The sequence below is a fragment of the Stenotrophomonas sp. KH_036_B genome (assembly GCF_057839485.1).
In genome coordinates, this window is the sequence record NZ_CM174491.1 from 1233334 (window position 1) to 1246054 (window position 12721).

Consider the following 12721-nt stretch of genomic DNA (forward strand, 5'->3'; position numbering starts at 1 on the left):
TCCCAGGCGAACCCGGATCCACCATGACACCGCGTGGAGGTCTGCACGGGTAGGCTGCTGGCCCATGACCCATCCAGACCCCGCGCCCCGGCCTGCCTCGGCCACGCCCACCCGCTCCATGATCGTCGCCGGCCTGTCCACGGTGGTGGAGTGGTACGACTTCACCTTGTACCTGTACCTGGCCACGGTGTTGTCCCGGGTGTTCTTCGGCGGTGGCGAGAGTGCTCTGCTCGCGACCCTGGCAGGGTTCGCGGTGTCGTACCTGATGCGCCCGCTGGGTGCGTTGTGCTTCGGCCACCTGGGCGACCGCTTCGGGCGGCGCTACATGCTGCTGGCGTCGATGGCGCTGATGACGGCGGCGATGCTGGCCACCGCGTTGCTGCCCACCTTCGACAGCATCGGCGCCAGCGCCGGTGTCCTGTTGCTGCTGTTGCGCTGTGTCATGGCGTTCTCGGTCGGCGGCGAGTACACCGGCGTGGTGGCCTACCTGCTGGAAACCGCACCGCCGCGCCGCCGTGGGCTGGTCACTTCGCTGGCCTCGGCGGCGAGCGAGGTGGGGGCGTTGCTCGCGGTTGCGCTGTCCGCGTTGACCGTGGCGCTGCTGAGCACGGCGCAGCTGGATGGCTGGGGCTGGCGCATCCCGTTCTTCGTCGGCGCGCTGCTGGCCGGCGTGATCCTGCTGGCGCGATCGACCATGCACGAATCGCCGGAGTTCGAGCGGCAGCAGGCCGAAGGCACGGTGCCGACCTCGCCGATCCGCGATACCTGGCGTTTCCATCGGGCTGCCGTGGCGCGCACGTTCGCGATTTCCGCGCTGGGTTCGATCACCTACTACGTGGGGATCACCTATGTGCCGGCCTTCCTGGGCTCCGCCGGCGGGGTGAGCGAATCGCAGGCGTTGTGGTTGTCCACGGTGGCGGCGGTCGCCGTGATCGCGGTGACCCCGCTGGCCGGAGCCTTGTCGGACAAGGTGGGGCGACGACCGGTGCTGATCGGGTTGGCGCTGTTGTCGGCACTGCTGCCGTTGACCATGTTCGGGCTGATGGCGGAGGGCAGTGTGGTGCAGGTCGCGATGGCCGCCGTGGTGCTGGCCTGTCTGGCCGGCGGGGTCAGCGCGGTGGCGGCGCCGGCCACGGCGGAGCAGTTCCCCGGCGAAGGGCGTCTCAGCGGACTGGCACTCGGCGTCACGATGGCCACCGCGTTCTTCGGCGGTGCCACGCCGCTGCTGGCCGAACTGCTGGTGCGCCACACGGGCTGGGCCGCCGCGCCGGGCGCGATGATCGCCGTGGTCGCCGCGCTGGTGCTGCCGGTGTTGTGGGGTCTGCGCGAAACCCGCCCGACCGGGTAGAGCCACCCCATGGGTGGCTGCGCGGTTCAGGTCACGTGCCGCCTTCGGTGGGCAACGGCGCGGGGACATTCAACAGCCCACCCGCCGCCACATACGCGGCCAGCGCCTGGCCCTGGCTCAGCAGGTGCCGCTACATGGCCAGGTGCGACGGGGTAGAGCGGACTGTTGGTCCGCTGCCTTACGCGGCAATGTGTGGTCCGATGCGTCGCGGTCTGCCGGTTGGTCGAGCAGCGGACTAACAGTCCGCTCTACCCAGTCGGTCGAGCAGCGGACTAACAGTCCGCTCTACCCCGTCGACGTAACCCATCCGGCATCACCCAGCCGGCATTCCCGATCAGTACTTCCAGCGCAGGCTGAAGGACACGAAGCGCGGTTCGCCGTAGTTGTTGTAGTCCAGGTTGGCCCAGTACGTCTTGTCCAGTGCATTGCGCACGCTCAGCGTGGCGGTCCAGCTGTCGCTGATGCGGTAGTTGGCATGCGCGTTGACCAGCATGTACGCCGGCTGCTTCACCGTGCGGGTGCCGCCCAGCGGGTAGGGAATGTTGTAGCCCTCGACCTCGCTCTGCCACGACAGGCCGCCGCCCAGCGTCAGGCGGTCGAACGCGCCCGGCAGGCGCACGCTGGTGTTGAGCTGCAGGAAATCTTCCGGCAGGTTGGCGTAGATCATGTCGGTGGCCGCACGGGTGACCTTGACGTGGGTGTAGCCGGCGTTGACGGTCCAGCCCGGGCGGATCTCGCCGTTGATGTCCATTTCCCAGCCGCGCGACTTGGTACCGTTCACGCCGATGTAGGCGGAGCTGCCGTCGCTGAGCGAACCGTCCGGCAGGCTCATGTCACGCACTGCGTAGTTGTCCTGCTTGGCCTCGAAGATGGCGGCGTTGGCGGTGAGCTTGCCGTCGAACCACTGCGATTTGACGCCTGCTTCCAGGTTGGAGCCTTCCACCGGCGCCAGCAGGTTCTCGTTGCGGTCCTTGTAGTTCTGCGGGTTGAAGATTTCGGTGTAGCTGGCGTAGACGGAGAAGTCGGGAACGATGTCGTAGACCAGGCCGACGTACGGGGTGACCTCGTCGGTCACCTTGTACTGGCCGCTGGTGCCGGTGTAAGTGCCGGCGGCGTTGTAGGCGCGGGTCATGGTTTCCCAGCGGCTCAGGCGGGCGCCGGCAATCAGCGAGAGTGGCTCGGCCAGGCGCAGGCGGGTGGAGGCGTACACGCCGCTCTGCTTCGTCCGCGCGATGCGGCGTGCGCCGGTGCGGCTGGCGGTCAGCTCGGGAATGTCGCCGTTCCAGGTGCGGATGTCGGGGATGTTGTAGCGCCAGCTGGCCACCGAGGTGAGGGTCCAGGTGGTGGCTTCGAGGTCGGACCAGCTGCCGCCGACGACGACGTCGTGTTCGCGACCGAAGGCCGGGAAGGTGCCGGACAGGAACAGATCCGCGCCCTTGCGGGTGTCTTCGGCATCGCCGGCGCCGGCCAGCAGGTAGGTGCCGGCACCGGTCACGGGATCGGGGTAACCGCTGCCGTAGACGCGTACGTTCTGGACGTTGCCGCGGGTGTAGGCGGTGTTGAGCTTGAGCAGCCAGTTCTCACCGAAGCGCTGCTCGAGGTTGGCGAAGGCGGTGCTGGTCTCGCGCTGCCAGTAGCTCCACTTGGGGGCCATGTTGGTTTCGCGCGGGAGGTGGGCGAAGGTGCCGTCGCTGTTGAAGAACGGAACGGTGCCCCAGGTGGAGCCGACCGGGTTGTTGTCCTGGCGCTGGTAGCCGACGGTGACGGTGGTGGAATCGGTCAGGTCGCCTTCGAGGACGGCCATGCCGGCCATCTTGTCTTCCTTGTACCGGTCGTAATACAGCTCACGATCGGTGTAGGCGGCAACGACGCGACTGCGGAAGCGGCCGTCGGCGGTCAGGGGGGCGTTGACGTCGGCTTCCATGCGGCGGAAGTCCCAGCTGCCGGCGCTGACGGCGAAGGAGGCGTCGAATTCCTTGCCCGGGCGCTTGCGGAGGAGGTTGACGGTGGCGGAGGGGATGCCGGCGCCGCTGAGCAGGCCGTTGGCGCCGCGGATCACTTCGATGCGATCGTAGAAGGCGGTGTCATATTCCTGGTTGGTGGAGCCGCTGTAGGTCGGCAGGCTGTCCACCTGGAAGTCGGTGATGGTGAAGCCGCGCGCGTAATACAGGGGGCGCTGGGTGTCGTAGAAGGACACGTTGACGCCGGTGATGTTGCGCATGACATCGTTGATGGAGAACAGGGACTCGTCCTGGAGGCGCTCAAGGCCGATGACGCTGGTGGACTGCGGGGTTTCCTGCAGGGTGATCGGCAGGCGGGTGGTGCTGGACGGTGTGCGCTGGGTCCCGACGACGTTCACCTGGTCCAGGGTCTTGGCATCGCTGGCGGCATCGGCGGTCTCGGCCATCGCGAGGGGCGAGGCGAGCGACAGCACGGAGAGCAGGGCCAGGCCAAGCGGTGCACGGCGGAGGGAACGGGGGAGGAGGTCGCGACGGTACATGGAGGGTCTCGAAGAGGTGGGCTGTTCACATCGGGACGCAAATGTAAATCGTTCGCATTCTAATTACAATAATTTAACGAGCTTTAGTCATGGCGTCTTCCTGTTTAGTGCTGGGGCGTGGGGCGGCAGGGGGGTAGCGGGACGCGCGTAAACCCATCCATGGGGCTCATCGCAGCATCCATGCTGCTCAAGGTCCCGCTACCCCCCTACCGCCCCACGCCCCCGACGGCGTCCTGTGGGCGGCCGGTACAAGCAAAAAAAAACCGGCCAGAGAGCCGGTTTTCTTTCGTAGAGCCACGCCCTGCGTGGCTGGCGCCGGAACAGACTTACAACGCCTGCAATTCCTCATTCGCGTTGCGCTTTTCCTTGGCCGGGGCCGCCGGGGTGGCCGGGGTGGCCGGGGCGGTCAGCATCACGGCCGGGCTGGTCTCTCCGGGGACGTCCAGGTAGGGCAGGCGCAGGGCGTCGCTGGTCTGGCGGCGGATCTCGTTGGTCAGCGCCGGGCTGTCGTTGAGCTTGCGGCCGTACGACGGGACGATCTGCTTCAGGCGGGCTTCCCACCCGGCGGCCATCTGCTCGGGGAAGGCCTTCTTGAGCAGGTCCAGCATGATCGGCGGGGAGGTGGATGCACCCGGCGAGGCACCCAGCAGGGCCGCGAGGGTGTGGTCCTTGTCGGTCACGATCTCGGTACCGAACTGCAGCACCGGCCCCTTCTCGGGGTCACGCTTGATGATCTGCACGCGCTGGCCGGCGGTGACCAGCGTCCAGTCCTCGCGCTTGGCGTTGGGGAAATACTTGACCAGTTCGGCCTGGCGGTCGTCGTCGTTCAAGCGGGCCTGGCCCATGAGGTACTTGACCAGGTCCAGGTTCTCGGCGCCCACGTCCAGCATGCCGGCCACGTTGTTGTGGTTCACGGACGAATACAGGTCGAACCAGGAGCCGTGCTTGAGGAACTTGGTGCTGTACAGGGCGAACGGGCCGAACAGGACCACCGGCTTGCCGTCCAGCTTGCGCGCATCCAGGTGCGGCACGGACATCGGCGGGGAGCCGGTTTCGGCCATGCCGTAGGCCTTGACGCTGTGGCGGCCGGCAATGGCCGGCGACTTGAAGGCCAGGAACTGGCCGCCGACCGGGAAGCCGGCGTAGTCCTTGGACTCCGGAATGCCCGACAGCTGCAGCAGCTTGAGGGCGGCGCCGCCGGCCCCGATGAAGACGAAGCGCGACTTGATGGTGGACTCGGTGCCGGACGTGAGGTCCTTGACCGTCACGTTCCAGGTCCTGTCGTCGTTCTGGCGCAGTGCGCCGACTTCATGCTGCAGGTGCAGGCTGAAGTTCGGGTTGCGCTGCAGGCCGGCGGTCAGCTGGCGGGTGATGACGCCGAAGTTGACGTCGGTGCCCAGCGGCATCCAGGTGGCGGCGACCTTCTGGTTCGGGTCGCGGCCTTCCATCAGCAGCGGTGCCCACGCCTTGATCTGCGCCGGGTCCTCGGAGTACTGCATGCCGTAGAACAGCGGATTGCGGACCAGCGCCTGCTGGCGCTTGTGCAGGTAGGCAATGTTGTCATCGCCCCACACGAAGCTCATGTGCGGGGTGGGGTTGATGAAGTCCGAGGGCTGGCTGAGGCGGCCTTCCTTGACCTGGTGCGACCAGAACTGGCGCGAGATCTCGAACTGCTCGGCAATGCCCACCGCGCGCTTGGTCTCGATGCTGCCGTCCGGGAGCTCGGGGGTGTAGTTCAATTCGGCGAAGGCAGAGTGGCCGGTACCGGCATTGTTCCAGCCATCGGAGCTTTCCAGGGCCACGCCGTCGAGGCGCTCGTACACCTGGATGTTCCAGTCCGGCTGCAGCTCCTGCAGGAAGGTGGCCAGGGTGATGCTCATGATGCCGCCGCCGACCAGCACGACGTCAACCGGCTTGTCGTTGCCAGCGGCCGGAACCGAGCGCTGGTGCAGGGGCCAATACAGGAACACGGCCGCCGCGATCAGCAGCAGCACGAACAGGCCGAGTACGACCTTGCCAAACCTTCTGAACCCGGTTTTCCGAGCCGGGCGTCCTTCGGGCTGCCGCTGCGCGGCGTCCGAATTCGTTCCAGACGACTTCGTCATGGGAATTCTCTTCATGTGGGGAGATGAGGGCAGGATGACGACGCTTTGGGGAAGAAGCGTGAAGAAACAAGCTCTTGGCGCATCCTGGTGTCCTGATTTTATCCCGAAATGGTACGGATTTGGTGCAACGCAGCATCGCGCGGGCGGCTACAGGGTGAAGTACTCCACCAGGAAGTAGCCGCATTGGTACACCAGGGCCAGCGCGGCCAGCGCCAGGTGGACGCGTCGCGATCGGCTGGCAATGCCGACCCCGGCGATGACCAGCATGATCGCGGTGTGCACCGGATAGGCCTCGCCCAGCAGCTGCCAGCGGCTGTGCCCCTTGATGGCGGTGTCGCCCAGGTCAAGCAGGGTCACCAGGGCAAGCATCCCGAAGAAGCCGCCGCGGCGCTGCAGCAGGTACTGCTCGTAGCTGCCGTACTCGCGCAGGTCATCGGGGAACAGCAGTACGCACAGCATGTACCAGCTGGCGCAGTAGCCGATCACGAACAGGTACAGCCCGAAGGTCCAGTGGCGCACCTCGCCCAGACGGAACTCCCACCACCAGAACGTCACCACCGACACCAGCGTCCACAGCACCCAGCACAGATGGATGCCCGACCAGCCCCCGCGCCGCGCGGGATGCTCGATGATCGAGGCCAGGCCCTTCACCAGCGTGGTGATGCTCAGGCCGAGGATGATGCTGAGCACCACCCGGATATGCAGGTAGACCGGATCTGATTCCATCGCTCTGTCCCGCAGTTTGACGCTGTGATCGTGCCGCTCCAAGCGTCGTGAGGGTGTGGAGCCGGGCCAAGCCGCAGCAATCCAGCCGCGCCGCTTTGGCCGTTGGCATTGAATCACCGGCGCTTGCGCACCAGCGTCCCAGACGCCGCCAGCACCGCCTTGGTCAACAAGGCCATCGTCTGCACATCGCCCTTCCAGTGCTGCCAGTACAGCGGCACGTCTTCCCACGCGCGCTGTTTCATGAGGACCAGCCGCCCGGCCTCCAGATGGCGCTTGACCAGCGGCAGCGGGTTCATCGTCCAGCCCAGCCCGCCCAGATTGGCCTGCACGAACGCCCGCGTCGACGGAATCCACCACGTTGGCGCGGTCATTGGCAGGTCGTCGCCGGCCAGCCGCCGCGCGAAGCGGGCCTGCATGTCGTCCTTGCGGTTGAACACCAGCACCGGTGCCTGCGCCAGCGACTGCGCGTTGACCCCCTTGGCGAAATGGCGGTCGTGGAATTCCTGCGTGCAGGTGGCCGCGTAGCGGATGCTGCCCAGCGCATGGATCTGGCAGCCCTGCACCGGCTCGTCCAGCGTCGTCACCGCCCCCAGCACCGCCCCCTGGCGCAGCAGCGCCACCGTGTGGTCCTGGTCCTCCGAACGCAGGTCCAGCGTGGTCCCCGTCTGCCGCGCGAAATTCAGCGCTGCCTCCGGGAACCACGTCTCCAGACTGTCGTGGTTGACCGCCACCGGGATGCTCGCATGCGGCAGGTCCTCGTCCGCGATACCCATCCGATGCAGCGCATCGTGCTCCAGCAGCGCCGTCTGCTCGGCCAGCTGCACCAGCACCTGACCTTCCGGCGTGGCCACCGCGGGCGACGAGCGCTTCACCAGCAGGCGGCCGATCCGGTCCTCCAGCGCCTTGACCCGCTGCGACACCGCCGACGCCGTGACATTCAGCGACTGCGCGGCCCGCTCGAAACTGCCCTCCCGGATCACCGCCGCCAGCGCCCGCAGCTGGGCATGGTCGATACGCATCGTCTTAAGTTCCGCTAAAGATGGTTAAGTAAGTTTAGCTCTACTTTTTCATGTTGCGGCGCGACAATACGCGCCATCCGGTGCTGTACGCCTTGGCGAGGCACCGCCCCCCCGCAAGACAGGTGGTACCCCATGTTCTCCTTCATTTCCGGCGGCCCCGGTCTGGCCGCGTGGTTCAGTGGCGCCGCCGCAGGCATCGGTCTGTTTGCCGTGGTCGGCGCCCAGAGCGCCTTCATCCTGCGCCAGGGCATCCTGCGCAAGCACATCGTGCCGGTGGTGGCCACCTGCGCGGCGATCGATGCCGTCTTCATTTTCGCCAGCGTCGCCGGCCTGCGCACCCTCACCCAGGCGCTGCCGTGGCTGACCACCGTGGTGCTGTGGGGGGGCGTGGCCTTCCTGACCTGGTACGCCTGGCAGTCGGCGCGTCGCGCGCTGGCCGGTGGCGGCGGTATGCAGGTGGACGACGGCGACAACACCTCGCGCCGTGCCGTGCTCACGGCCGCCGTCGGCTTCTCGCTGATCAACCCGCACTTCTGGCTGGACATGATGGTGATCGGCTCGATTGCCGAAAACTTCGGCAATGCCCGCATGGCGTTCGCCGCCGGCGTGGTCACCGCGAGCTGCCTGTGGCTGACCGCCCAGGGCCTCGGCGCCCGCCTGCTGGCCCCGTTGTTCACCAAACCCAGGACCTGGCGCATCCTCGACGGCACCATCGCCGTGATCCTGTCGATTCTCGCATTGAGCCTGGCGTTCCGCGGCGTGCATTGATCTCTCTCTCTCTCCGTCAATGCACTCCTTAAAATGGCACCGTTCGCGGTGCCATTTTTCTTTCCCGGGTCGCCCGCGTCCCTGGCTGCCGCGACTGGCTCCCGACGCCGCGATCTGTCTAGAATCGGCGATCACGGACAAGGTGTCCGGAAGGAAGGGGGAAGGATGCGTTACTCGACGTGGGCGGCCCTGGCCGTCGTGGCCCTGCTGTGTGGGCCCATTGGACAGGCGGCTGCGGCAGAGCTGGACCTGGAGCACTACCTCAAGCGCGATACGTTCACCGACATCAAGCTGTCACCGGGCGGGGATTACTACGCGGCCACCGTGCCGATGGAAGACCGCACCGCATTGGCGATCCTGAGCCGCTCCACCGGCAAGGTGACCGGTTCGTTCGTGCCGCCACGCAACAACCACGCGAGCAGTTTCTACTGGGTCAACAACGAGCGCGTGCTGATCGGCCTGTCCGAGAAGTTTGGCAGCCTGGACAAGCCGCAGCTGACCGGCGAGCTTTACGCGATCAACGCCAACGGCGGCCGCGGCGAACTGCTGGTTGGCTACCGGGTGGCGAGCAAGGGTCCCGGCAGCCACATCCAGCCGAAGAAGGTGGAGGCGGTAGCCGCGTTCCTGATCGATTCGATGCCGCAGGACGAGCGCAATGTGCTGGTCAGGATCTGGCCGTTCATCGAGGATCCGTACACGCGCGTGGACCGGCTGGACATCAACAGTGGCCGCCGCCAGACCGTTGCACGGTCGCCGGTGCGCCGCGCGGACTTCGTCAGCGATCCGCAGGGACAGATCCGCTTCGCCCATGGTGCCGGTGCCGACAACGTCAACAAGCTCTACTACCGCGACGCGATCGGGGATGCCTGGAAGCTGGTCAACGACGAAGCCGACAGCGGTCGCATTGAAACCGCGCTCGGCTTTTCCGAGGATGCCAGGACCGCCTACCTGCGCGTGCAGCAGGCCGACGGCCCGGATGCGATCGTTGGCTGGGATCCGCTGACGGAAAAGCGCACCCCACTGCTGCGCGACCCGGTGGTGGACCCCGATGAGCTGATCTACCGCCCGGGTACCCGCGTGCCGGTCGGTGCGCTGTACCTGGGCGACAAACCCCGCACCCGCTTCTTCGACGAGGCGTCGACCGATGCACGCCTGTACCGCAGCCTGGAGGCGGCGTTCGGCGGCGATGCGGTATTGATCACCTCCAGCACCGGGGATGGCCGCCATGTACTGGTAAAGACCTGGTCTGGGCGCAATCCCGGCGACTTCTACATCTTCGATACCGTCAAGAAGAGTGCAGAGCACCTGATCAGCCGCAGCGCCTGGGTTGACCCGGAGCGCAACGCCAAGGTGCAGCCGTTTGCCTTCAAGGCCCGCGACGGGATGGAGCTGCATGGCTACCTCACGGTTCCGTCGACCCCGGCGTCGGCCAAACCGCCGATGGTGGTCATGCCGCATGGCGGTCCGTTCGGCGTCTTCGACGACGGCAGCTACGATACCGAAGCGCAGATGTTGGCGGATGCCGGCTATGCCGTGCTGCAGGTCAACTTCCGCGGGTCCGGCAATTTCGGCCGCGCCTACGAGAACGCCGGTGCCAGGCAGTGGGGTGCCGCCATGCAGGACGACGTCACCGACGCCACCCGCTGGGCCATCGCCCAAGGGCACGCCGACGCCTCCAGGATCTGCATCTACGGTGCCAGCTACGGGGCGTATGCCGCGATGATGGGGGCGGCTCGCGAACCGGCGCTGTACCGGTGTGCCGCCGGCTACGTCGGCGTGTACGACCTGCCGATGATGCATACCACCGGCGACATCCAGCGCAGCGGCTCAGGCAGCACCTACCTGAAGGAATGGCTGGGCAGCCCTGCCGAGGTTGCCGCGGTGTCGCCGGTGAACCTGGCCGATCGCATCAAGGTGCCCGTGTTCCTGGCCGCCGGTGGCGAAGACGAACGCGCCCCCATCCAGCACACCAAGCGCATGGAAGCCGCGCTGCAGAAGGCGGGCGTGCCGGTGGAGTCGTTGTACTACTCCACCGAGGGCCACGGCTTCTACACCGACCCGCATCGCCGCGAATACTACGCAACGCTGCTGGGCTTCCTCTCGCGCAGTCTGGGCGGCAAGACCGCCAGCGCCACCGCGCCCGCAACGCCCTGACCCAGGGACACGGCGGGACACGAACGGCACCCCCGGGTGCCGTTCCTTTTTTTGGCCGTCCAAGGATGGAACTGGCCGCCTCGTTCTGCCTAGAATCGGCCACCCGGACAAGACGTCCAGGAGCCAGGGGGAAGGATGCGCAAGACAATCGTGGCTGCGCTGCTGGGCGCGGGTTGTGCGGTGCTGTCGGCGGGGGCCGGCGCGGTCGATCTGGAGCGCTTCCTGCGCGAGGATTCGTTTACCACCATCAAGATTTCGCCCGACGGCACTTACGTGGCCGCCACCGTGCCGCTGGAAGACGCCACGGCGGTGGCGATCCTGCGTACCGCCGACATGGCGATGGTCGGTTCGTTCCGCCCGCCGCGCAACAACCATGCCGGCAGCTTCGACTGGGTCAGCGACAAACGACTGGTGATCGGCCTGGCGCAGAAGTCCGGGCGGCTCGACCGGCCGCAGCCCACCGGCGAACTGTATGGCATCAATGCCGACGGCAAGGGCGGCCAGCTGCTGGTCGGCTACCGCGTGGGAGGCTTCAATGAAGGCGGCGTGGCGGCGTTCCTGACCGATGAGCTGGCCAACGACGACCGCAGCGTGCTGATCGCGGTGTGGCCGTTCGCCGAGAACCCCTATACCCGGATCGAGCGGATGGACGCGGTGACCGGGCGACGCATGACGGTGGCACGGTCGCCGGTGCAGCGCGCGGACTTCACCACCGACAACACCGGCGAGGTGCGCTTTGCCTCGGGTGCCAGCCAGGACAACGTGCCCAAGCTCTACTACCGCGCGCAGCGGGGCGAGGAGTGGGTACTGATCAACGACCCGTCGCAGAGTCATCGGGTCGAGACGCCGCTGGGATTCTCTGCCGATGGCAGCCTGGCCTACCTGCAGGTCGAGCAGACCGAAGGACCCGACGCCATCCTGAGCTGGAACCCGCAGACCAACGAGCGGCGCCTGCTGCTGCGCGACGAGGTGGTGGATCCGGGGTGGGTGATCTACCAGCCCGGCACCCGGGTGCCGGTGGGCGCGCTGTACTTCGGCGACGTTCCCCGCGCGCGTTTCTTTGACGACACCTCCAGCACCGCGCGGCTGTATCGCACGCTGCGGGCCGCATTGCGCGGCCCGGTGTACGTCACCTCCAGCACCCGCGACGGGCGCACCGTCCTGGCGCAGACCTGGTCGGGTACCAACCCGGGCGATTTCTACCGCTACGACACGGTGGAGAAGAAAGCCACGCTGCTGGCCAGCCGCAGCAGCTGGATCGATGCAGCGCAGAGCGCCGAGGTGCGCCCGATCGCGCTGACCGCGCGCGATGGACTACCGCTGCATGGGTTCCTCACCGTTCCCCATGGAAAGCAGGCACGCGCGCTGCCCATGGTGGTGATGCCGCACGGCGGGCCGATCGACGTGTTCGACGCGGGCGACTACCAACGCGACACGCAGCTGCTGGCGGCGGCCGGCTACGCGGTGCTGCAGATCAATTTCCGCGGCTCGTCCAATTACGGGCGTGCGCATGCCGTGGCCGCCAAGCATCAATGGGGCCTGCGCATGCAGGACGATGTGACCGATGCCACGCGCTGGGCGATCGCCCAGGGCATCGCCGACGAAAAGCGCATCTGCATCTACGGTGCCAGCTATGGCGCGTACGCCGCCATGATGGGGGCGGTGCGCGAACCGGGCCTGTACCAGTGTGCCGCCGGGTACGTGGGCGTCTACGACCTGCCGCTGATGTACGAGGTGGGCGATATCCAGGACGACCGCTCTGGCGTGACCTACCTGCGGAATTGGCTGGGGCCGGTCGAGGCGCTGGGCGCGCGCTCGCCGGTCACCCTGGCCGCACAGGTGCGGGTGCCGGTGTTCCTTGCCGCCGGTGGCGAAGACAAGCGTGCCCCCATCGAGCATACGAAGCGGATGGAAGCCGCGCTGCGGCGTGCCGGGTCACCGGTGGAAAGCCTGTATTACAAAACCGAGGGACATGGCTTCTATACACAGGAACACCAGCGCGAGTACTACGCCACGCTGCTGGCCTTCCTGTCGCGCAGCCTGGGCGGCGCGACCGCCAGCACCGTCGCCGGCAGCGGCAAGGACAAGGCGCCCTGAAGGG

The 12721-nt window shown here is 67.0% G+C and carries 8 protein-coding genes and 1 pseudogene; 4 read left to right on the top strand and 5 right to left on the bottom strand.

From position 1 onward, the window contains the following. The first annotated feature begins 64 nt into the window (after nt 1–64). Nucleotides 65–1348 (top strand): MFS transporter, encoded by a 1284-nt coding sequence (locus AC3ITN_RS05710; protein ID WP_489392321.1) that lies wholly within the window; start codon nt 65–67, stop codon nt 1346–1348. A gap of 31 nt (nt 1349–1379) precedes the next feature. Here AC3ITN_RS05710 and AC3ITN_RS05715 read toward each other — a convergent pair. The 5 genes and pseudogenes from AC3ITN_RS05715 to AC3ITN_RS05735 form a co-directional block, all read right to left on the bottom strand. Continuing rightward, nucleotides 1380–1475: pseudogene (locus tag AC3ITN_RS05715) on the bottom strand (GntR family transcriptional regulator); the annotation flags it as partial. Nucleotides 1476–1682: 207 nt separating this feature from the next. After that, nucleotides 1683–3848 (bottom strand): TonB-dependent siderophore receptor, encoded by a 2166-nt coding sequence (locus AC3ITN_RS05720; protein WP_489392322.1) that lies wholly within the window; start codon nt 3846–3848, stop codon nt 1683–1685. A 326-nt stretch (nt 3849–4174) separates the two neighbouring features. Then, nucleotides 4175–5953: a malate dehydrogenase (quinone) gene (gene mqo / locus AC3ITN_RS05725; protein WP_489392323.1), complete on the bottom strand. Its 1779-nt coding sequence runs from the start codon at nt 5951–5953 to the stop codon at nt 4175–4177. Nucleotides 5954–6100: 147 nt separating this feature from the next. Next, a complete protein-coding gene (locus AC3ITN_RS05730) occupies nt 6101–6679 on the bottom strand; it encodes a hypothetical protein (protein ID WP_313343498.1) in 579 nt (192 codons plus the stop codon). Between the two features lie 113 nt (nt 6680–6792). Then, on the bottom strand, nt 6793–7698 hold the full coding sequence (locus AC3ITN_RS05735; RefSeq protein WP_313343501.1) for a LysR family transcriptional regulator ArgP: 906 nt from the start codon (nt 7696–7698) through the stop codon (nt 6793–6795). Between the two features lie 132 nt (nt 7699–7830). Between AC3ITN_RS05735 and AC3ITN_RS05740 the strand changes: the two genes are divergently transcribed. From AC3ITN_RS05740 to AC3ITN_RS05750, 3 genes are all read left to right on the top strand, one after another. Next, nucleotides 7831–8466 carry a LysE/ArgO family amino acid transporter gene (locus tag AC3ITN_RS05740; RefSeq protein ID WP_313343504.1) on the top strand — a complete coding sequence of 212 codons (636 nt, stop codon included), beginning with the start codon at nt 7831–7833 and terminating at the stop codon, nt 8464–8466. 165 nt (nt 8467–8631) lie between these two features. Next, nucleotides 8632–10620 (top strand): alpha/beta hydrolase family protein, encoded by a 1989-nt coding sequence (locus AC3ITN_RS05745; RefSeq protein WP_489392324.1) that lies wholly within the window; start codon nt 8632–8634, stop codon nt 10618–10620. A gap of 135 nt (nt 10621–10755) precedes the next feature. After that, on the top strand, nt 10756–12717 hold the full coding sequence (locus AC3ITN_RS05750; RefSeq protein ID WP_489392325.1) for an alpha/beta hydrolase family protein: 1962 nt from the start codon (nt 10756–10758) through the stop codon (nt 12715–12717). Nucleotides 12718–12721 lie beyond the last annotated feature (4 nt).

Bases quoted from the DNA above. Each gene is read 5' to 3' on its own strand.
- AC3ITN_RS05710 (WP_489392321.1), top strand. From the start codon at position 65: ATGACCCATCCAGACCCCGCGCCCCGGCCTGCCTCGGCCACGCCCACC.
- AC3ITN_RS05720 (WP_489392322.1), bottom strand. From the start codon at position 3,848: ATGTACCGTCGCGACCTCCTCCCCCGTTCCCTCCGCCGTGCACCGCTT.
- mqo (WP_489392323.1), bottom strand. From the start codon at position 5,953: ATGACGAAGTCGTCTGGAACGAATTCGGACGCCGCGCAGCGGCAGCCC.
- AC3ITN_RS05730 (WP_313343498.1), bottom strand. From the start codon at position 6,679: ATGGAATCAGATCCGGTCTACCTGCATATCCGGGTGGTGCTCAGCATC.
- AC3ITN_RS05735 (WP_313343501.1), bottom strand. From the start codon at position 7,698: ATGCGTATCGACCATGCCCAGCTGCGGGCGCTGGCGGCGGTGATCCGG.
- AC3ITN_RS05740 (WP_313343504.1), top strand. From the start codon at position 7,831: ATGTTCTCCTTCATTTCCGGCGGCCCCGGTCTGGCCGCGTGGTTCAGT.
- AC3ITN_RS05745 (WP_489392324.1), top strand. From the start codon at position 8,632: ATGCGTTACTCGACGTGGGCGGCCCTGGCCGTCGTGGCCCTGCTGTGT.
- AC3ITN_RS05750 (WP_489392325.1), top strand. From the start codon at position 10,756: ATGCGCAAGACAATCGTGGCTGCGCTGCTGGGCGCGGGTTGTGCGGTG.